Source organism: Mycobacterium sp. IS-1264 (genome assembly GCF_001954195.1).
Taxonomy (GTDB): Bacteria; Actinomycetota; Actinomycetes; order Mycobacteriales; family Mycobacteriaceae; genus Mycobacterium.
Genome location: NZ_MBES01000081.1, coordinates 13,227 through 33,247 on the forward strand (window position 1 = coordinate 13,227; position 20,021 = coordinate 33,247).

Annotated in this window: 19 protein-coding genes and 1 pseudogene; 17 read left to right on the top strand and 3 right to left on the bottom strand. The window is 66.7% G+C overall.

Annotation, left to right across the window (positions count from 1 at the left end):
- Nucleotides 1–5: 5 nt before the first annotated feature.
- The 17 genes and pseudogenes from A5744_RS21680 (at nucleotide 6) to nuoN (ending at nucleotide 17,293) form a co-directional block, all read left to right on the top strand.
- On the top strand, nucleotides 6–404 hold the full coding sequence (locus tag A5744_RS21680) for a nuclear transport factor 2 family protein (RefSeq protein ID WP_076064433.1): 399 nt from the start codon (nucleotides 6–8) through the stop codon (nucleotides 402–404).
- Nucleotides 405–449: 45 nt separating this feature from the next.
- A complete protein-coding gene (locus A5744_RS21685) occupies nucleotides 450–998 on the top strand; it encodes a YceI family protein (RefSeq protein WP_076064434.1) in 549 nt (182 codons plus the stop codon).
- A gap of 30 nt (nucleotides 999–1,028) precedes the next feature.
- Nucleotides 1,029–1,448, top strand: coding sequence for a response regulator transcription factor (locus A5744_RS21690; protein WP_076064435.1), 420 nt, complete (start codon nucleotides 1,029–1,031; stop codon nucleotides 1,446–1,448).
- 258 nt (nucleotides 1,449–1,706) lie between these two features.
- A complete protein-coding gene (locus A5744_RS21695) occupies nucleotides 1,707–2,084 on the top strand; it encodes an NADH-quinone oxidoreductase subunit A (protein WP_076064436.1) in 378 nt (125 codons plus the stop codon).
- A gap of 8 nt (nucleotides 2,085–2,092) precedes the next feature.
- On the top strand, nucleotides 2,093–2,647 hold the full coding sequence (locus A5744_RS21700) for an NADH-quinone oxidoreductase subunit B (RefSeq protein ID WP_076064437.1): 555 nt from the start codon (nucleotides 2,093–2,095) through the stop codon (nucleotides 2,645–2,647).
- Nucleotides 2,644–3,372, top strand: coding sequence for an NADH-quinone oxidoreductase subunit C (locus A5744_RS21705; protein ID WP_076064438.1), 729 nt, complete (start codon nucleotides 2,644–2,646; stop codon nucleotides 3,370–3,372). The genes A5744_RS21700 and A5744_RS21705 overlap by 4 nt, the downstream gene beginning before the upstream one ends.
- Entirely contained in the window at nucleotides 3,372–4,700 is a 1,329-nt protein-coding gene (gene nuoD / locus A5744_RS21710; protein WP_076064439.1) for an NADH dehydrogenase (quinone) subunit D, read from the top strand. Before A5744_RS21705 ends, nuoD begins: the two co-directional genes overlap by 1 nt.
- A complete protein-coding gene (nuoE, locus tag A5744_RS21715; RefSeq protein WP_076064440.1) occupies nucleotides 4,697–5,470 on the top strand; it encodes an NADH-quinone oxidoreductase subunit NuoE in 774 nt (257 codons plus the stop codon). Before nuoD ends, nuoE begins: the two co-directional genes overlap by 4 nt.
- On the top strand, nucleotides 5,470–6,804 hold the full coding sequence (nuoF, locus tag A5744_RS21720; protein WP_076064441.1) for an NADH-quinone oxidoreductase subunit NuoF: 1,335 nt from the start codon (nucleotides 5,470–5,472) through the stop codon (nucleotides 6,802–6,804). Before nuoE ends, nuoF begins: the two co-directional genes overlap by 1 nt.
- A 4-nt stretch (nucleotides 6,805–6,808) precedes the next feature.
- Entirely contained in the window at nucleotides 6,809–9,244 is a 2,436-nt protein-coding gene (locus tag A5744_RS21725) for an NADH-quinone oxidoreductase subunit G (RefSeq protein WP_076064442.1), read from the top strand.
- Between the two features lie 11 nt (nucleotides 9,245–9,255).
- The gene (gene nuoH / locus A5744_RS21730) at nucleotides 9,256–10,497 is read left to right on the top strand and encodes an NADH-quinone oxidoreductase subunit NuoH (protein WP_076064540.1); all 1,242 of its coding nucleotides are present in this window, start codon (nucleotides 9,256–9,258) and stop codon (nucleotides 10,495–10,497) included.
- Nucleotides 10,478–11,050: pseudogene (gene nuoI / locus A5744_RS21735) on the top strand (NADH-quinone oxidoreductase subunit NuoI); the annotation flags it as partial. The gene nuoH and the pseudogene nuoI, both read left to right, overlap by 20 nt.
- Before the next feature lie 20 nt (nucleotides 11,051–11,070).
- Nucleotides 11,071–11,859, top strand: a complete 789-nt coding sequence (locus tag A5744_RS21740) for an NADH-quinone oxidoreductase subunit J (protein WP_076064541.1) — start codon at nucleotides 11,071–11,073, stop codon at nucleotides 11,857–11,859.
- Nucleotides 11,856–12,155 (top strand): NADH-quinone oxidoreductase subunit NuoK, encoded by a 300-nt coding sequence (nuoK, locus tag A5744_RS21745; RefSeq protein WP_076064444.1) that lies wholly within the window; start codon nucleotides 11,856–11,858, stop codon nucleotides 12,153–12,155. Before A5744_RS21740 ends, nuoK begins: the two co-directional genes overlap by 4 nt.
- Nucleotides 12,156–12,165: 10 nt before the next feature.
- Nucleotides 12,166–14,067 (top strand): NADH-quinone oxidoreductase subunit L, encoded by a 1,902-nt coding sequence (gene nuoL, locus A5744_RS21750; protein WP_076064445.1) that lies wholly within the window; start codon nucleotides 12,166–12,168, stop codon nucleotides 14,065–14,067.
- Nucleotides 14,064–15,662, top strand: a complete 1,599-nt coding sequence (locus A5744_RS21755; protein WP_076064542.1) for an NADH-quinone oxidoreductase subunit M — start codon at nucleotides 14,064–14,066, stop codon at nucleotides 15,660–15,662. The genes nuoL and A5744_RS21755 overlap by 4 nt, the downstream gene beginning before the upstream one ends.
- Nucleotides 15,659–17,293, top strand: a complete 1,635-nt coding sequence (gene nuoN / locus A5744_RS21760; protein ID WP_076064446.1) for an NADH-quinone oxidoreductase subunit NuoN — start codon at nucleotides 15,659–15,661, stop codon at nucleotides 17,291–17,293. The genes A5744_RS21755 and nuoN overlap by 4 nt, the downstream gene beginning before the upstream one ends.
- On the opposite strand, the gene A5744_RS21765 is transcribed toward nuoN, so the two are convergent.
- Genes A5744_RS21765 through A5744_RS21775 form a run of 3 tightly spaced genes read right to left on the bottom strand, consistent with a single transcriptional unit; the run spans nucleotide 17,290 to nucleotide 20,001 of the window.
- Nucleotides 17,290–17,694, bottom strand: coding sequence for a hypothetical protein (locus A5744_RS21765; protein WP_076064447.1), 405 nt, complete (start codon nucleotides 17,692–17,694; stop codon nucleotides 17,290–17,292). The two genes, nuoN and A5744_RS21765, sit on opposite strands and share 4 nt — an antisense overlap.
- A gap of 53 nt (nucleotides 17,695–17,747) precedes the next feature.
- Nucleotides 17,748–19,010: a DUF58 domain-containing protein gene (locus A5744_RS21770; RefSeq protein ID WP_076064448.1), complete on the bottom strand. Its 1,263-nt coding sequence runs from the start codon at nucleotides 19,008–19,010 to the stop codon at nucleotides 17,748–17,750.
- A 19-nt stretch (nucleotides 19,011–19,029) separates the two neighbouring features.
- Nucleotides 19,030–20,001, bottom strand: a complete 972-nt coding sequence (locus tag A5744_RS21775; RefSeq protein ID WP_076064449.1) for a MoxR family ATPase — start codon at nucleotides 19,999–20,001, stop codon at nucleotides 19,030–19,032.
- Between the last annotated feature and the right edge of the window lie 20 nt (nucleotides 20,002–20,021).

Consider the following 20,021-nt stretch of genomic DNA (forward strand, 5'->3'; position numbering starts at 1 on the left):
GAGCCATGCCCGCTACCGCCGAGGCCATCGTCGACGTGGCCGAGCGCCTGTTCACGGCGATCGAAAAGGGCGACAAGGCGATCGTCGACCGAATGTGGAGCGACGACATCGCCGTCTGGCGGGTGGGTGCGCGCCGCGATGACAACAAGGCCCGCGCGCTGCGCGTCATCGACTGGTTCATCGACGTCACGACCGAGCGCCACTACGAGATCTTGGACCGTCAGGTCTTTGATGACGGATCGGTGGGCGGCTTCGTCCAGCAACACCTCCTGCACGCCACCGGCCATGCCGGACAATCGATCTCGCTACACGTCTGCATCGTGATCAAGGTGGGCACCGACGGGCTGATCCACCGGATCGACGAGTACTTTGACCCCGCCGGCATCGATCCCCTGATGAGATGAGGCCGGTTCTGACGGGTTCTGACCGGTTCTGACTAAGGAGGCGACATGACGACGTTGGAAACGCTGCTCAACGATCCCGAGATGGCCGGCGTGTGGAACATCGTTCCGGATCGCTCGGCCATCACCTTCAAGGTCAAAAACATGTGGGGCCTGCTGAACGTCAAGGGCCGTTTCACCGACTTCAGCGGCGACGGACAACTCACCGGCAAGGGCGCGGTCTTCGGCCGACTCGACATCCGCGCCGCATCGCTGAGCACCGGAATCAAACGCCGCGACAGGCACCTGCGCTCGGCCGATTTCTTCGACGTCGAGCGCTTCGGCGAGATCAGCGTCGTCGTCACCGCGGTGCATCCCACCGAGGGCCCGCCGAAAGGCAAAGCCGCCGATCTGCGGGCGAACCTCACGATCAAGGGCATCACCGCTCCGCTGCCCCTACCCGTCACCATCACCGAGCTCGAGGACGGCTCCATCCAAATCAGCGGTCAAACCAAGGTCGACCGATCCCAGTTCGACTTGGGCTGGAACAGGTTCGGCATGATCGGCGCGACGGCAACGGTGGCGGCGGATGCCATCTTCGTGCGGGCGCCCCGGTGAGACCGCCGCGGCACCAGTAGCATCTGCACCGTGCCCGCCTCGAGCCCCAATACCGAATCCAGCGAGGCCCTGCGGATCCTCGTCTACAGCAACAACGCCCACACGCGCGACCAAGTGATGCGGGCGCTGGGCAAGCGGCTGCACCCGGATCTGCCGGAGCTGAGCTATGTCGAGGTGGCGACGGGCCCGATGGTGATCCGCACGATGGACGAGGGCGGCATCGACTTGGCCATCCTCGACGGCGAGGCGACCCCGACCGGCGGCATGGGCATCGCCAAGCAACTCAAAGACGAACTCGCGAACTGCCCACCGATCCTGGTCCTCACGGGGCGCCCGGACGATGCGTGGCTGGCCAGCTGGTCGCGCGCCGAGGCCGCGGTCCCGCATCCGCTCGACCCGATTGTGCTGGGCCGGACGGCACTGGGCCTGCTGCGCACGCCCACTCACTAGCAATTACCGCTCCCACCTGCGCCGACACGGAAATCTAGGCCGTGTGGGCGGTCGCTTAGCACCCCGGCGACGACGCGCCCTGATGCGGGGACGTTAAGACCGGGCAAATAGCAGCACCCCGGGCACGTGCGCCCGCGCTGGCGACGCTATGTTGAAAGTCACTGTGGCGCACTCCAGACCCGGTTCGTCACAGCAGCCCGGTTACCGCCGGCCGCCACTCAGCATCGAGGCGGCCCACACGACGGATCATGGAGCGAGTTGAACGTCTACATACCCATCCTGGTGCTAGGCGCGATCGCCGCCGCGTTCGCCGTCGGCTCGGTCGCGATCGCGAGCCTGGTCGGCCCGTCGCGCTACAACAAGTCCAAGCTGGCCGCGTACGAGTGTGGGATCGAACCCACCGAATCGTCGGTGAGCGGTCCGGAGGCGAGGCCCGGGCAGCGGTTCCCGGTGAAGTATTACCTGACCGCAATGCTGTTCATCATCTTCGACATCGAGATCGTGTTCTTGTATCCGTGGGCGGTCAGCTACGACGCCCTGGGGACGTTCGCGCTGGTCGAGATGGTGGTGTTCATGCTCACGGTCTTTGTGGCGTACGCCTACGTGTGGCGCCGCGGCGGCCTGACGTGGGATTGAGGTAAGACGTGGGCCTGGAAGAACAACTCCCCGGCGGGATCCTGCTGTCTACCGTCGAGAAGGTCGCGGGTTATGTCCGCAAGAACTCTTTGTGGCCGGCTACGTTCGGTTTGGCGTGCTGCGCGATCGAGATGATGGCGACGGCGGGGCCGCGATTCGACATCGCACGCTTCGGGATGGAGCGCTTCTCCGCGACGCCGCGGCAAGCCGATCTGATGATCGTTGCCGGGCGGGTCAGTCAGAAGATGGCGCCGGTGCTGCGGCAGATCTACGACCAGATGGCCGAGCCGAAATGGGTGCTGGCCATGGGTGTCTGCGCGTCGTCGGGCGGGATGTTCAACAACTACGCGGTCGTGCAGGGGGTGGACCACCTCGTTCCGGTGGACATCTACCTCCCCGGGTGTCCCCCGCGGCCGGAGATGCTGCTGCACGCAATCCTCAAGCTGCACGAGAAGATTCAGGAAATGCCGCTCGGCGTCAACCGCGAGCGTGCCATCGCCGAAGCCGAGGAGGCGGCCCTGGCGGTCAGGCCGACGATCGAGATGCGTGGACTGCTGCGATGAGCTCACCGGATCACGACCCGAAGGTAGCCGCCAGCGAGGTGGGCGGGTCCGTCCCCGCTCCCGGTGAGGAAGTCATCAACGTTCGCCGCGGCATGTTCGGCGCGTCCGGGACCGGTGACACGTCCGGGTACGGGCGGCTGGTGCGCGAGGTCACGCTGCCGGGCAGCAGCCCCCGGCCCTACGGCGGCTACTTCGACGACGTCGTCGATGGGCTCGCGCAAGCGCTCGAGTCCGGCGACATCGAATTCGAAGACGCCATCGAGAAAGTCGTGGTGTACCGCGACGAACTGACCCTGCACGTGCGCCGGGAGCTGCTGCCGCAGGTCGCCCAGCGCCTTCGCGACGAACCCCACCTGCGCTTCGAGCTCTGCCTCGGCGTCAGCGGGGTGCATTATCCGCACGAGACCGGGCGCGAGCTGCACGCCGTCTACCCGCTGCAGTCGATCACGCACAATCGGCGCGTCCGACTGGAAGTGTCTGCGCCGGATAGTGATCCACACATCCCGTCGCTGTTTTCGGTCTACCCGACCAACGACTGGCACGAGCGCGAGACCTACGACTTCTTCGGCATCATCTTCGACGGGCACCCGTCGCTCACCCGCATCGAGATGCCCGACGACTGGCACGGGCATCCGCAACGCAAGGACTACCCACTCGGCGGGATTCCCGTGGAATACAAAGGCGCGCAGATACCCCCGCCCGATGAGCGGAGAGCCTACAACTGATGAGCACTATCACTGATTCGACGCACGATGACGGCGCCGCCGAGACGATCGTGGTTGCCGGCGGCCAGGACTGGGAGAAGGTCGTCGACGCCGCCCGCGAGGCCGACCCCGGGGAACGCATCATCGTCAACATGGGACCCCAGCACCCGTCCACCCACGGCGTGTTGCGGCTGATCCTCGAAATCGAAGGCGAGACCGTCACCGAGGCCCGCTGCGGAATCGGCTACCTGCACACCGGAATCGAGAAGAACCTCGAGTACCGCTACTGGACGCAGGGCGTCACCTTCGTGACCCGAATGGATTACCTGGCACCGTTTTTCAACGAGACCGCCTACTGCCTGGGCGTGGAGAAGCTGCTCGGCATCACCGACGAGATTCCGGAGCGGGTCAACGTCATCCGCGTCATGATGATGGAGCTCAACCGGATCTCGTCGCATCTGGTCGCCCTGGCGACCGGTGGCATGGAGCTGGGGGCCATGACCCCCATGTTCGTCGGCTTCCGCGGGCGCGAGATCGTCCTGAACTTGTTCGAATCGATCAGCGGGCTGCGGATGAACAGCGCCTACATCCGGCCCGGCGGTGTCGCGCAGGACCTGCCCCCCAACGCGGAAACCGAAATCGCCGCAGCCCTCGAGGAACTCAAGAAGCCCCTGCGCGACATGGGCGATCTGCTCAACGAGAACGCCATCTGGAAAGCGCGCACCCAGGGCGTTGGCTACCTGGATCTGGCCGGCTGCATGGCGCTGGGCATCACCGGCCCCATCCTGCGCGCGACCGGCCTACCGCACGACCTGCGCAAGAGCGAACCCTACTGCGGATACGAAAATTACGAATTCGACGTGATCACCGACGACACGTGTGATGCTTACGGGCGCTACATGATTCGCGTCAAGGAGATGTGGGAGTCGATCAAGATCGTCGAACAGTGTTTGGACAAGCTGCGGCCCGGGCCGATCATGGTCGACGACCGCAAGATCGCCTGGCCGGCCGACCTGAAGGTCGGGCCCGACGGCATGGGCAACTCCGAAGAGCACATCGCAAAGATCATGGGCAGCTCGATGGAGGCGTTGATACATCACTTCAAACTGGTCACGGAGGGCATTCGCGTTCCGGCGGGCCAGGTTTACGTCTCGGTGGAATCGCCGCGCGGCGAGCTGGGCGTGCACATGGTCAGCGACGGCGGCACCCGCCCCTACCGCGTGCATTACCGGGACCCGTCCTTCACCAACCTGCAGTCGGTCGCCGCGATGTGCGAGGGCGGGATGGTCGCCGATCTGATCACCGCGGTCGCGAGCATCGACCCCGTGATGGGCGGGGTCGACCGATGACGGTGCCCGAAGTCGGTAGCAGCGGCGGGGAGCGCGTCTTCATCCGGCTCGGACCACCCCCCGAAGAACCCAGCCAATTCGTCGTTGAGGGTGCGCCGCAATCGTATTCAGCGGAGGTGCGCGCGCGGCTTGAGGTCGACGCCAAGGAGATCATCGGTCGCTATCCGAACAAGCGCTCGGCGCTGCTGCCGCTGCTGCACCTGGTGCAGTCCGAGGACTCGTACCTGACGCCCGCGGGACTCGAGTTCTGCGGCGAGCAACTGGGATTGACGGGAGCCGAGGTGTCGGCGGTCGCGAGCTTCTACACGATGTACCGCCGCGGCCCCACCGGCGACTACCTCGTCGGCGTCTGCACCAACACGCTGTGCGCGGTGATGGGTGGCGACGCCATTTTCGAGGCGTTGGTGAACCACCTCGGCGTCCGCAACGACCAGACCACCCCGGACGGCAAGGTCACGCTGCAACACATCGAGTGCAATGCCGCTTGCGATTTCGCGCCGGTGGTGATGGTCAACTGGGAGTTCTTCGACAACCAGACGCCGGAGTCGGCACGCGAACTCGTCGACTCGCTGCGCGAGGGTAACCCCGCGCCGCCCACCCGCGGCGCCCCGCTGTGTCCCTTCCGCGAAACCTCACGCATCCTGGCGGGCCTGCCCGACGAGCGCCCCGACCAGGGTCAGGGCGGCGCCGGCGCCGCGACGCTGGCCGGCCTGAAGGTGGCGAAGGAACTCGACATGCAGGCGCCGCCGGCGCCCGGGGAGGAGCGCTGATGGCCGGTCCTACGGTGCAGGCAACGCCGCTCACCCCCGTGATCAGCCGCTACTGGGACGACCCCGAGTCCTGGACGTTGGACACCTATCACCGCCATGACGGCTACCAGGCGATGAAGAAGGCCCTGGCCATGGAGCCCGACGCGGTGATGGGCACCGTCAAGGACTCCGGGCTGCGCGGACGGGGCGGCGCGGGCTTCTCCACCGGCACGAAGTGGTCGTTCATCCCGCAGGGCGACACCGGGGCTGCCGCCAAGCCGCACTACCTGGTGGTCAATGCCGACGAGTCGGAACCCGGTACGTGCAAAGACATTCCGCTGATGCTGGCGACGCCGCATGTGCTCGTCGAGGGCGTCATCATCGCCGCCTACGCGATCCGGGCCAGCCATGCGTTCATCTACGTGCGCGGCGAGGTGCTACCGGTGCTGCGCCGCCTGCAGAACGCGGTCGCCGAGGCCTACGCCGCCGGTTATCTGGGTCGCGACATCGCCGGGTCCGGCTACGACCTGGAGTTGGTCGTACACGCCGGCGCCGGCGCCTACATCTGCGGCGAGGAAACCGCGCTGCTCGACTCGCTGGAGGGCCGGCGCGGCCAGCCCCGGTTGCGGCCGCCGTTTCCCGCGGTGGCCGGGCTGTACGGCTGCCCCACGGTGATCAATAACGTCGAGACGATCGCCAGCGTGCCGTCGATCATCCTCAACGGGGTCGAATGGTTCCGGTCGATGGGCAGCGAGAAATCGCCTGGCTTCACGCTGTATTCGCTGTCCGGGCATGTCACCCGACCGGGCCAGTACGAGGCGCCGCTGGGAATCACGTTGCGCGAGTTGCTCGCCTACGCCGGCGGGGTGCGCGCCGGGCACCGGCTCAAGTTCTGGACGCCCGGTGGGTCCTCGACTCCGCTGCTCACCGACGAGCACCTCGACGTGCCGCTGGACTACGAGGGCGTGGGCGGGGCCGGCTCGATGCTGGGCACCAAGGCGCTGGAGATCTTCGACGAGACCACCTGCGTGGTGCGTGCGGTGCGCCGCTGGACCGAGTTCTACAAGCACGAGTCGTGCGGGAAATGCACGCCGTGCCGAGAGGGCACCTTCTGGCTGGACAAGATCTACGAGCGACTGGAAACCGGCAAGGGCACCCACGAGGACATCGACAAGCTGTCCGACATTTCCGACACCATCCTGGGAAAGTCGTTCTGCGCGTTGGGCGATGGCGCCGCCAGCCCGGTGATGTCGTCGATCCAGCATTTCCGCGACGAGTACGTCGCGCACGTCGAAGGCGGCGGTTGCCCCTTCGATCCCCGAGCGTCCATGCTGACGGCCAACGGAGGTAGCTAGCTCAATGACTCAGGCGGCCGACACCGAAAACCAGGTGAGCAAGCCCGAGATGGTGACACTGACCATCGACGGCGTCGAAATCAGTGTTCCCAAGGGAACTCTGGTGATCCGCGCCGCCGAATTGATGGGCATCCAGATCCCCCGGTTCTGCGATCACCCGCTGCTGGATCCCGTCGGCGCCTGCCGGCAGTGCCTCGTCGAGGTGGAGGGGCAGCGCAAGCCGATGGCGTCGTGCACCACCGTGGCCACCGATGACATGGTGGTGCGGACGCAGCTGACCTCCGAGGCCGCCGACAAGGCGCAGCACGGCGTGATGGAGCTGCTGCTGATCAACCATCCGCTGGACTGCCCGATGTGCGACAAGGGCGGTGAATGCCCGCTGCAGAACCAGGCAATGTCCAACGGCCGCGCCGATTCTCGCTACACCGATGTCAAGCGCACCTTCGCCAAGCCGATCAACATCTCCTCGCAGGTGCTGCTGGACCGCGAGCGCTGCATCCTGTGCGCCCGCTGCACCCGGTTCTCCGAGCAGATCGCCGGGGATCCGTTCATCGACATGCAGGAGCGGGGCGCCCTGCAGCAGGTCGGCATCTACGCCAACGAGCCGTTCGACTCGTACTTCTCGGGCAACACGGTGCAGATCTGCCCGGTGGGCGCGCTGACCGGGATGGCCTACCGATTCCGGGCCCGCCCGTTCGACCTGGTCTCCAGCCCCAGCGTGTGTGAGCACTGCGCGTCGGGGTGCGCACAGCGCACCGACCACCGCCGCGGCAAGGTGCTGCGTCGGTTGGCCGGCGACGACCCCGAAGTCAACGAGGAGTGGAACTGCGACAAGGGCCGGTGGGCCTTCACCTACGCCACCCAGCCCGACGTGATTGCCACACCCCTGATCCGGGACGCCGACGGCACGCTGCAACCGGCGTCCTGGTCACATGCGATGGTGGCCGCGGCCCAGGGCCTCGAGGCGGCCCGGCGACGCACCGGCGTGCTGGTCGGCGGCCGCGCAACCTGGGAAGACGCCTACGCGTATTCGAAGTTCGCGCGAATGGTGTTGGACACCAACGACATCGACTTCCGGGCCCGCCCGCATTCGGCCGAGGAAGCCGACTTCCTCGCCGCCCGCGTCGCGGGGCGGCCGGTGACCGTCAGCTATTCCGATCTGGAGTCGGCGCCGGCGGTGCTGCTGGTCGGCTTCGAGCCGGAAGACGAGTCGCCCATCGTGTTCCTGCGGCTGCGCAAGGCGGCCCGCAAGAACGGTGTTCCGATATACGCCGTCGCCCCGTTCGCCACCCGCGCACTGACCAAGATGTCCGGCCGGTTGCTCAAAACCGTTCCGGGCGGCGAAGCTTCGACGCTGGACGGCCTGGCCACCGGAGAGATCGGGGACCTGCTGTCCAGTCCGGGCGCGGTCATCATGGTCGGGGAACGCCTGGCCAGTGTGCCCGGCGGATTCTCGGCGGCGGCCCGGCTCGCCGAAGCCACGGGAGCGCGGCTGGTGTGGGTGCCGCGGCGGGCCGGGGAACGTGGTGCGCTGGACGCGGGCGCGCTGCCCACGCTGCTGCCCGGTGGCCGCCCTGTTGCCGACGACACCGCCCGCGAGCAGGTTGCCGCGGCGTGGCATGTCGACGAATTGCCTTCTGCCCCTGGGCGTGACGCCGAGGGCATTGTGGCCGCGGCCGCGGATGGGACGCTGGGCGCGCTGCTGGTCGGCGGTGTCGAACCGGCCGACTTCGCCGATCCGGACGCGGTGCTGGCCGCGCTGGACGCCGCCGGCTTCGTGGTCAGCCTCGAGTTGCGGCACAGCGCCGTCACCGAACGCGCCGACGTCGTCTTTCCGGTCGCATCGACGACGCAGAAGGCCGGCGCGTTCGTCAACTGGGAGGGCCGCCACCGGGAATTCGGCCCCGCGCTGCACGGCACCACGCAGCAAGCCCGCCAATCGGACCACCGGGTACTGGACGCGCTGGCCGACGAAATGGGCGTCTACCTGAATGTGACGAGCGTCGAAGCGGCGCGCGAGGAGATGTCCGGGCTGGGCGCGTGGGGCGGCAAGCACGCCGCAGGCCCACAGGTCGCGAGCCCGCAACCGGCCCAACCGGGCCAGGGCGAGGCCGTGCTGACCGGCTGGCGGATGCTGCTGGACAGCGGTCGGCTGCAGGACGGGGAGCCGCATCTGGCCGGGACGGCGCGCGCACCCGTGGTGCGGCTTTCGGCCGATACCGCCGCCGAGATCGGCGCCGCCGAAGGTGACGCCGTCACCGTCAGCACGCCGCGCGGGTCAATCACGTTGCCGCTCAACGTCACCGACATGCCCGACCGGGTGGTGTGGCTCCCGCTGAACTCCCCCGGTTCGGCCGTGCACCGGCAGTTGGGCGTAACCCTCGGCGCCGTTGTGAAAATCGGCGCGAAAATCGGCGCGAAGACCGGAGCGGACGCATGACGACCACGGCGATGACGGCCTTCGGGCACGACCCATGGTGGCTCGTGCTGGGCAAGGCGCTGGCCATCTTCGTCTTCCTGATGTTGAACGTGCTCGTTGCGATCCTGCTCGAACGCAAGATTCTCGGCTGGATGCAGCTGCGGCCCGGCCCCAACCGGGCAGGGCCGTGGGGCGCCCTGCAGAGCCTGGCCGACGGAATCAAGCTGGCGCTCAAGGAAAGCATCACCCCCGGCGGCACAGACAAGTTCGTCTACTTTGCGGCGCCGGTCTTTTCGGTGATCCCCGCGTTCACCGCCTTCGCGTTCATTCCGTTCGGGCCGGAGGTGTCGGTGTTCGGCCACCGCACACCGTTGCAGCTCACCGACCTGCCCGTCGCGGTGCTGTTCATCCTGGGCCTCTCGGCGATCGGTGTGTACGGCATCGTGCTGGGCGGCTGGGCGTCGGGCTCCACCTACCCGCTACTCGGCGGGGTACGGTCCACGGCCCAGGTCATCTCATACGAGGTCGCGATGGGCCTGTCGTTCGCGGCTGTGTTCCTTTACGCCGGGTCGATGTCGACCTCGGAGATCGTGGCCGCCCAGGATCGGGTCTGGTACATCTTCCTGCTGCTGCCGTCGTTCGTGATCTACCTGATCTCCATGGTGGGCGAAACCAACCGCGCCCCATTCGATTTGCCCGAGGCCGAGGGTGAACTCGTCGCCGGCTTTCACACCGAATACTCGTCGCTGAAGTTCGCGATGTTCATGCTGGCCGAGTACGTCAACATGATGACGGTTTCGTCGCTCGCCACGGTCATGTTCCTCGGCGGCTGGCATGCTCCCTGGCCGTTCAATATGTGGCCGGGCGCAAACACCGGTTGGTGGCCCGTGCTGTGGTACGTCGCCAAGTTGTGGACCTTCATGTTCATCTACATGTGGCTGCGGGCTTCCCTGCCCCGGCTGCGCTACGACCAGTTCATGGGGCTGGGCTGGAAGTTGCTCATTCCCGTCTCGTTGGTGTGGGTGATGATCGCAGCCGTGATCCGGTCGGCGAGCAACCAGGGCTTCCAGCACTGGACGCCGGTGTTGGTGGTCAGCAGCTCTGTCGTCGCCGCGCTGCTGGTGCTGTCGCTGCAAAGGCCGTTCAGCACCCCGGGTTCGGGCGCGCTGGCACGCCAGCTCCGCAAGCGGCGTCCGGAAAGCTCGGAAAGCATCGGCACAGCACCGGCATTCCCGACACCACCGCTGCCGGGCAAGGAGAAAGTACGTGGCTAAATTCTTGGATGCCGTCGCCGGGTTCGGCGTGACGTTTGGCTCGATGTTCAAAAAGCGGGTCACCGAGGAGTACCCGGAGAAGCCGGGCCCGGTTGCACCGCGCTACCACGGCCGTCATCAACTCAACCGGTATCCGGACGGCCTGGAGAAGTGCATCGGCTGCGAGTTGTGCGCCTGGGCCTGCCCGGCCGACGCCATCTACGTCGAGGGCGCGGACAACACCGACGAGGCCCGCTTTTCGCCGGGGGAACGCTACGGCCGGGTGTACCAGATCAACTATCTGCGCTGCATCGGCTGCGGCCTGTGCATCGAGGCCTGCCCGACCCGGGCGCTAACCATGACCAACGACTACGAGATGGCCGATGACAACCGCGCCGACCTGATCTACGAGAAGGACCGGCTCCTCGCGCCGCTGCTGCCGGAAATGACTGCGCCGCCGCACCCCAGAGCCGACGGTGCCACCGACAAGGACTACTACCAGGGCAATGTGGGCCCGAATGGGTTGCGCCAGAACCACAATGGCCACAACGACAACGGCGGGGACAGCCGGTGAACGCGGTGCTGGCCACGAATCTGGCTTCTAATGTTGCGCAGAATGTTGCGCAGAATTTGGCGCAAGACACCATCACCCGCACCTCCACGGGTGAAGCGGTGACGTTCTGGGTATTGGGTGCGCTGGCGGTGCTGGGCGCGCTGGGGGTGGTGCTGTCCGTCAACGCCGTGTACTCGGCGATGTTCCTGGCGATGACGATGATCATCCTGGCGGTGTTCTACATGGTCCAGGACGCGCTGTTCTTGGGTGTCGTTCAAGTCGTGGTCTACACCGGCGCGGTGATGATGCTGTTCCTATTCGTGCTGATGCTGATCGGCGTCGACTCCGCGGAATCCCTGAAGGAGACGCTGCGGGGGCAGCGCGTCGCGGCGGTGATAACGGGTGTCGGGTTCGGCGTCTTGCTGATCGCCGCCATCGGCAACGTCGCCGTCGGCGGATTCACCGGGCTGACTACCGCCAACGCCAACGGAAACGTCGAAGGCCTGGCGGCGCTGATCTTTTCGCGATACCTGTGGGCCTTCGAGTTGACCAGCGCCCTGCTGATCACCGCCGCGGTCGGGGCGATGGTGCTGGCCCACCGCGAGCGTTTCGAGCGGCGCAAGACGCAGCGGGAGCTCTCGCAGGAGCGCTTCCGCGCCGGTGGGCATCCCACCCCGATGCCCAACCCGGGCGTGTACGCACGTCACAACGCGGTCGACGTGGCCGCGATGCTGCCGGACGGCTCGTATTCGCCATTGTCGGTGTCGCGCATGCTGGAAAGCCGCGGAGCCGACGGCAAGAAGACTCCGATCACAGGCGGTAAGTCGTGAATCCGGCCAACTATCTTTATCTTTCGGCGTTGCTGTTCACCATCGGGGCAGCCGGCGTGCTGATGCGTCGCAACGCCATCGTGATGTTCATGTGCGTCGAGCTGATGCTCAACGCCGTCAACCTGGCGTTCGTCACCTTCGCGCGGATGCACGGCCACCTGGACGGCCAGATGATCGCGTTCTTCACGATGGTGGTGGCCGCCTGCGAAGTCGTCATCGGCCTGGCCATCATCATGACCATTTTCCGTGCCCGCAAATCGGCGTCGGTCGACGACGCGAACCTACTCAAAGGCTAAGAACGCCACCGTGATTAATTCTTTGGGGACACACTTCGCCTGGCTGATCGTGGCGCTGCCACTGGCCGGCGCCGCGATCTTGCTGTTCGGCGGCAGGCGCACCGACGCGTGGGGCCACCTGCTGGGCTGCATCGCCGCGCTCGCCGCGTTCGGGGTGGGCGTGACGCTGCTCGCCGAAATGGTCGGACGAAGCGAAGCCGACCGCGTCATCCATCAGAAGGTGTTCAGCTGGATTCCGGTCGGGCAACTCTCAATCGACTTCGGGCTGCAGATCGACCAACTGTCCATGTGTTTCGTGCTGCTGATCTCCGGCGTCGGCTCGCTGATCCACATCTATTCGGTCGGCTATATGGCCGAGGACCCGGATCGCCGCCGGTTCTTCGGCTACCTCAACCTGTTTCTGGCTTCGATGCTGCTGCTGGTGGTCGCGGACAACTACGTTGTGCTCTACGTCGGATGGGAAGGCGTCGGCCTGGCGTCCTACCTGTTGATCGGGTTCTGGTATCACAAGCCGTCGGCGGCCACGGCGGCCAAGAAGGCGTTCGTCATGAACCGGGTCGGTGATGCCGGTCTGGCATTGGGAATGTTCTTGATGTTCAGCACCTTCGGCACGCTGTCGTACGCCGGAGTATTCGCCGGCGCACCAGCCGCAGGGCGTGGCGCACTGACCGCGATGGGCCTGCTGCTGCTTCTCGGCGCGTGCGCCAAGTCCGCGCAGGTTCCGCTGCAGGCCTGGCTGGGGGACGCGATGGAGGGTCCCACACCGGTGTCCGCGCTGATCCACGCGGCGACCATGGTGACCGCCGGGGTGTACCTGATCGTGCGGTCCAATCCGCTGTACAACCTGGCGCCCGACGCGCAGCAGGCGGTCGTCATCGTCGGCGCGGTGACCCTGTTGTTCGGTGCGATCATCGGCTGCGCCAAGGACGACATCAAACGCGCGCTCGCCGCATCGACGATCAGCCAGATCGGCTACATGGTCCTGGCCGCCGGCTTGGGCCCGGCCGGCTACGCGTTCGCCATCATGCACCTGCTCACCCACGGTTTCTTCAAGGCCGGGTTGTTCCTCGGCTCCGGCGCGGTGATCCATGCGATGCACGAAGAGCAGGACATGCGCCGCTACGGCGGCCTGCGCGCCGCGCTGCCGATCACGTTCGCCACGTTCGGGCTGGGATATCTGGCGATCATCGGGGTTCCGCCGTTTGCGGGCTTCTTCTCCAAGGACGCCATCATCGAGGCGGCCCTGGGCGCCGGCGGCGCCCGCGGGTACCTGCTGGGCGGGGCCGCGCTGCTTGGCGCCGGGATTACCGCGTTCTATATGACGCGGGTCATGCTGATGACCTTTTTCGGTGAAAAGCGTTGGGCGCCGGGTGCCCATCCGCACGAGGCACCGGCCGTGATGACGTGGCCAATGATCCTGCTCGCCGTCGGGTCGGTGTTCTCGGGCGGGCTGTTCGCCATCGGCGGCACCCTGCAGCACTGGCTGCAACCGGTGGTCGGGGCGCACGAGGAAGTGACCCACGCCATCCCGGTCTGGGTCAGTACCGCCCTGGCGTTGGGTGTGGTCGCCGTCGGTATCGCGGTGGCCTACCGCATGTACGCCCGGGCGCCGATCCCGCGCGTGGCTCCCGTCCGTGTCTCGGGCCTCACCGCCGCCGCACGCGCCGACCTCTACGGCGATGCCTTCAACGAGGAGGTGTTCATGCGCCCAGGCGCGCAACTGACTTCGGCGCTGGTCGAGGTCGACAACGCGGGCGTCGACGGCTCGGTCAACGCGCTGGCGGCTCTCGTCAGCGCGACCTCGAATCGCCTGCGGGGACTGCAAACCGGCTTCGCCCGCAACTACGCGTTGTCGATGCTGACGGGCGCCGTGCTGGTGGCGGCGCTGATCCTGGCGGTGCGGCTGTGGTGAGCGGACCTTTCCTACCCAACGTGCCGTGGCTGAGCGTGCTGTGGCTGGTGCCGCTGGCGGGTGCGGTGCTGATCATCCTGATGCCACCGGGACTGCGGCGGCTCGCCAAGTGGAGCGGCCTGGTGGTCAGCGTTGCGACGCTGGCGGTGTCGGTCGTGATTGCGATGGGTTTTAAGGCGGGTGGCGCGCCTTACCAATTCGTCGAAAGCCACCGCTGGATACCGGCCTTCGGCGCCGGGTACAGCCTCGGCGTGGACGGCATCGCGGTGGTGCTGGTGCTGCTGACCACGGTGCTGATTCCGCTGCTGCTGGTGGCCGGCTGGAACGACGGCGGCGAGCGCACCCGCGGCGTGCACGCCTACGTCGCACTGACACTTGCCATCGAGTCGATGGTGTTGATCTCGGTCATAGCGCTGGACGTCCTGCTGTTCTACGTGTTCTTCGAGGCCATGCTCATCCCGATGTACTTCCTCATCGGCGGCTTCGGTCAGGGCCCCGGGCGGTCCCGCGCCGCGGTGAAGTTCTTGCTGTACAACCTGTTCGGCGGCCTGATCATGCTCGCGGCCGTCATCGGGCTGTACGTGGTGACCGCGCAGCACGGTTCGGGCTCGTTCGACTTCCGCGACATCGTGGCCGGCTTCGCGTCCGGCCGTTACAGCGCCGACCCCGCGGTGATCAAGGCGCTGTTCCTGGGCTTCATGTTCGCGTTCGCGATCAAGGCCCCCCTGTGGCCGTTCCACCGTTGGCTTCCCGACGCCGCGGTAGAGGCCACACCCGCGACCGCGGTGCTGATGATGGCGGTGATGGACAAGGTCGGCACCTTCGGCATGCTGCGCTACTGCCTGCAGCTGTTCCCCAGCGCCTCAACGTACTTCCGCCCGCTGATCATCGTGCTGGCCGTCATCGGCGTGATCTACGGTGCGGTGGTGGCGATCGGTCAGGCCGACATCATGCGTCTGATCGCCTACACCTCCATCTCGCACTTCGGCTTCATCATCCTGGGCATCTTCGTGATGACCAGCCAGGGCCAGAGCGGCTCGACGCTGTACATGCTCAACCACGGATTGTCCACCGCCGCGGTCTTCTTGATCGCGGGCTTCCTGATAGCACGGCACGGCAGCCGGGCCATCGCCGACTACGGCGGCGTGCAGAAGGTGGCCCCGATCCTGGCCGGCACGTTCCTGGTGTCGGCCATGGCCACCCTGTCGCTGCCCGGGCTGGCCCCGTTCATCAGCGAATTCCTGGTCCTGCTGGGAACTTTCAACCGGTACTGGCTGGCGGCGGCGTTCGGGGTCACCGCGCTGGTCCTCTCGGCCATCTACATGCTCTGGCTCTATCAGCGCATGATGACCGGGCCGGTGGCGCGCGACAACGAACGGATCCGCGATCTGGCGCCACGCGAAATGATCGTCGTGGCACCGTTGATCGCGCTGCTGATCGTTCTCGGCGTCTACCCCAAGCCGGTCCTGGACGTCATAAATCCCGCGGTCGAGAACACCATGACCACCATCGGACAGCATGATCCCGCACCGAAGGTGCCACCCGGTGCCCCGGCAGGTACCGCGCCCAGGACAGCCGAAGGACCGCACCGATGACTCTCCCCGCCCCCAGTGTCGAGTACTTCCTGCTGTGCCCGATCTTCATCGTTTTCGGCGTCGCGGTGGCCGGTGTCCTGGTGGAGGCGTTCTTGCCCAGGCGGATTCGCTACGGCGCCCAGGTGACGCTCGCCCTTGGCGGCCTGCTCGCCGCATTCTTCGCGGCGATCGAGGTGAGCGAGTCGACTCCAGCGTCCGGTCACAGCGCGGTACTCGGAGCGATGGCCATCGATCGGCCGACTCTCTTCCTGCAGGGCACCATCCTGCTGGTCGCGGTGATGGCGGTGATCTTCATCGCCGAACGCAGCGCGGTCACGTCGGAAAGCGTTGCGTCGGAAAGTGTTGCGTCGGATAGCAAGGCGGCCGTCGCGGGCGGCTTGAATTCGGGGGGCCTGGATTCCTTTGCCCCGCAGGCGTCCGCGGTGCCAGGAAGCGAAATCGAGCGCGAGGCCGAGCGGGCCGGCGTCGCCCAGACGGAACTCTTTCCGCTGTTGATGCTCTCCGTCGGCGGCATGATGGTCTTCCCCGCCTCCAACGATCTGCTGACGATGTTCGTCGCGCTCGAGGTGCTATCGCTGCCGCTGTACCTGATGTGCGGGCTGGCCCGTCATCGTCGGCTGCTGTCCCAGGAAGCGTCGATGAAGTACTTCCTGCTGGGCGCCTTCTCCTCGGCATTCTTCCTCTACGGTGTTGCGCTGCTCTACGGCGCGACGGGCACGCTCACGCTGCCCGGCATCCGCGAAGCTCTTGCGGCTCATGGCGATAGCTCGATGGCGTTGGTCGGCGTCGCCCTGTTGTCGGTCGGGTTGTTGTTCAAGGTCGGCGCGGTCCCGTTCCACTCGTGGATTCCCGACGTCTACCAGGGCGCGCCCACACCGATCACCGGCTTCATGGCCGCGGCCACCAAGGTCGCGGCGTTCGGCGCGCTGCTCCGGGTGGTCTACGTCGCGTTGCCCCCGCTGCACGATCAGTGGCGGCCGGTGCTGTGGACGATCTCGATCCTGACCATGGCGGTCGGCACGATCACCGCGGTGAATCAGACGGACGTCAAGCGGATGCTGGCCTATTCGTCGGTCGCACACGTCGGGTTCATCCTCACCGGCGTTATCGCCGACAACCACGCGGGTCTCTCCGCGACGTTGTTCTACCTCGTCGCGTACAGCTTCAGCACAGTCGGTGCGTTCGCCATCGTCGGCCTGATCCGCAACGCGGACGGCGTCGAGGATGCCGACCTCTCGCACTGGGCCGGGCTCGGACAGCGCTCACCCATTGTGGGAGTGATGCTTTCGATGTTTCTGTTGGCCTTTGCGGGCATTCCGCTGACCAGTGGATTCGTCAGCAAGCTCGCGGTGTTCAAGGCCGCCGCGCAGGGCGGCGCGGTGCCCCTGGTGGTCATCGGTGTGATCGCGAGCGGGATCGCCGCCTACTTCTATGTGCGGGTGATCGTGTCGATGTTCTTCACCGAACCGACCGACGACACGCCGCGAGTGGTAACCCCGGGCATCCTGAGTAAGGCCGCGATCGCGGTATGTGCGGCGGTAACAGTGGTCTTGGGGATCTTCCCGCAGCCGTTGCTCGATCTGACCGATCACGCGGCGCAGCTGCTCCACTTCGCCGCGGGCGCCGGTTAGTCGCGAGTTATACCCAGAAACGGCCGGGTGGCCAACAGGTAGATCGCCAGTACCCCCAACGGCGCGGCCAGCGGCAACCACGGCAACTGCAGCGGGAACGACGTCGCGACGATCCCAGCGAGGGTAAACCCCACGGCGGCAACAACTGTCGGCCAGCTGCCTAACACGACACGGGTGGACCTGCCGCCCGCGTGGCGGCTTACCAGATAGGCCGCCGCGCAGAGCCCCGACAGCGCGGTGAGCACCTCCTGCGGGTCGGACAGCACGATCACGGCGACCACCAGCAGCACCGCGACAGTGGCGGCGGGTCGAGCGAGCACTCCCACGGCCACGGCAAGCAGTGCCAGCACCCCGGCCACAGCCGCCGGTCCATGGGATCCAACCGCGACCAGGCCCACCATCAGCAGGCCGAAAACCGTTGAGGCGGTGAGTGTTAAGGCTGGGCGTGGCACTGCTACACCCGCAGCCGTCCCCGCACCCGGCGGCGCCGGTCCGGCAGTACACCCATCGACTGATCCAAGCTGCGATCGCCTCGCCAGGAGACAATGTCGACGCCGAGGGTGGCCATGTCGCGATACATGGCGGATCGCTGCAGCGCCCAGATCCGATCCACCAGGGCGTCCTGCTCGTCCTGAAACGGGGAGCTATCGAGGATGTCGACGGCGACGACGACATGGCCTCGTCTGCGCAGGTCGATCAGCGCCAGCGCGAATTCGGTGTCCAGCAGCGTGGAGAACGCGATGACGATCGCTCCCGCGGGAACCGCGGCGCGCGGCGCCAGTGTGCCAGTGGTGTTTTCGAATCGCTCGCCGGCACCCAGCACGGTATCGAGCACCCGATAGAACTGGCGCTGCCCGATGTCGGCGCCGAGCCAGCGCGGCCGGTTGCCGCCCAGCGCGACGATTCCCGCGCGATCGCCGTGTCGCAACGCCGTCTGCACCACCTGCGCCGCCCCCCGGACCGTCCGCTCGGTGGCGTCGGTTGCCGGGCCCGCCGGCTGCCGGTAGGTGTCTATCAGCACCACCACGTCGGCGGCGCGGTCGGTCAACCGCTCGGTGACATGCAAATGCCCGCGGCGCGCGCTCACCGGCCAGTTCACCGCCCGCAGCTGATCGCCGGGCACGTAGGCGCGAATGTCGGCGTATTCGACGCCCGGTCCGATATGCCGGGTGAGGTGGGCGCCCAGGCGGTCGAGCAGCTCGGTCTGCGGGATCGGCGTCGACTGCGGCGGCGTCAGCGGAAACACCAGGACGTCGGCGGCGTCGACGGTGGCCGTCCCCGCGAGCAGCCCGCCGCGCGCGATCACTTCGATGCGCGCCCGGACGGGGTAGCGCCCCCAGCGTTGCGCGGTAGCCGCAACCGTTTTCGCGTCGCGGGAATCCGTGTCGAGAACTTCGAGCTGCATGCCTTCGACGCCGACCACCGTGAGCTCGACCGCAGATGCACCGTCGGCTCCCTGTGTTACCCAAACGGTCACTCGTGCCTGCTCGTTTTCGAAACATCGCTGCACGTCGGGTTCGCCGTGTACCTGCAGCGTCGGCACCGGGCGCTGCCAGCTGATCGAGCACAGCACACCCAGCAGCGGCGCCGCGAATGCGATCAGCTGCCAACGCGCCCCGATCACGGCGGCCGCGAGCGCAACCAAGGCGCACGTCGCGATCGCACGCGTCAATTGCGATGGACGCCAGCGAAACTGGACTTCATGGCCTTCGGTCACTTCTCTTATCCAGTCGGACTCATCCGGTGCCCCCTCGTGCCCGGGGCACCGGCAATCGCCGCAGCAGTTCTTCGATGATGTCGACGCCCTGCACTTTCCGCACCCACATCTCCGGCCGCAGCGTGATGCGGTGCGCGACCGCCGCGGTGGCCAGCGCCTTGACGTCCTCGGGGATCACGTAGTCCCGGCCGAGCAATAGTGCACGGGCACGGGCGAGTTGAACCAGATCGAGTTCCGCGCGGGGGCTGGCGCCGACGGCGACCTGCGGGTGGTGCCGGGTGGCGTTGGCCAGGGACACCACGTAATGCAAGACGTCCTCGTGCACCGTCACCTGCTCGACCGATTCGCGCATCGCCAGCAGATCGGGCGCGTCCACAACCTGACTGACGGTCGGCTCGGCCGAACCGCGCTCCAGCCGTCGGCGCAGCATCGAGGTCTCGTCACGCTCGGAGAGGTATCGCAGTTCGAGCCGGATCGCGAAGCGATCCAGCTGCGCCTCCGGCAACGGATACGTGCCCTCGTACTCGATCGGATTGTCGGTTGCCAGAACGATGAATGGCGTTGGCAGCTTATGGGTTTCGCCGTCGATGCTTACCTGGCCTTCGGCCATCGCCTCCAGCAGGGCCGCCTGGGTCTTCGGCGGCGTGCGGTTGATCTCGTCGGCGAGCAAGAGGTTCGTGAAGATGGGCCCGGCGCGGAACGCGAAGCGCCCCGACTGCATATCGTAGATCGTCGAGCCCAGCAGGTCGGCGGGCAGCAGATCCGGCGTGAACTGCACCCGGGTGAATCGCAGCCCCAGCGCCGCGGCAAAGGACCTGGCGATCAGCGTCTTGCCGAGGCCCGGCAGGTCTTCGATGAGCACGTGGCCGCGCGCGAGCACCGCGGTGAGGATCAGCGTGAGTGCGGCGCGCTTTCCCACCACCACGCGTTCGATTTCGTCGAGCACCGCCTCGCAGTGCGCGGTGGTCGTCGCGGCCGGCATGGTCGTCATATCAGTGTCATATCCGTGTC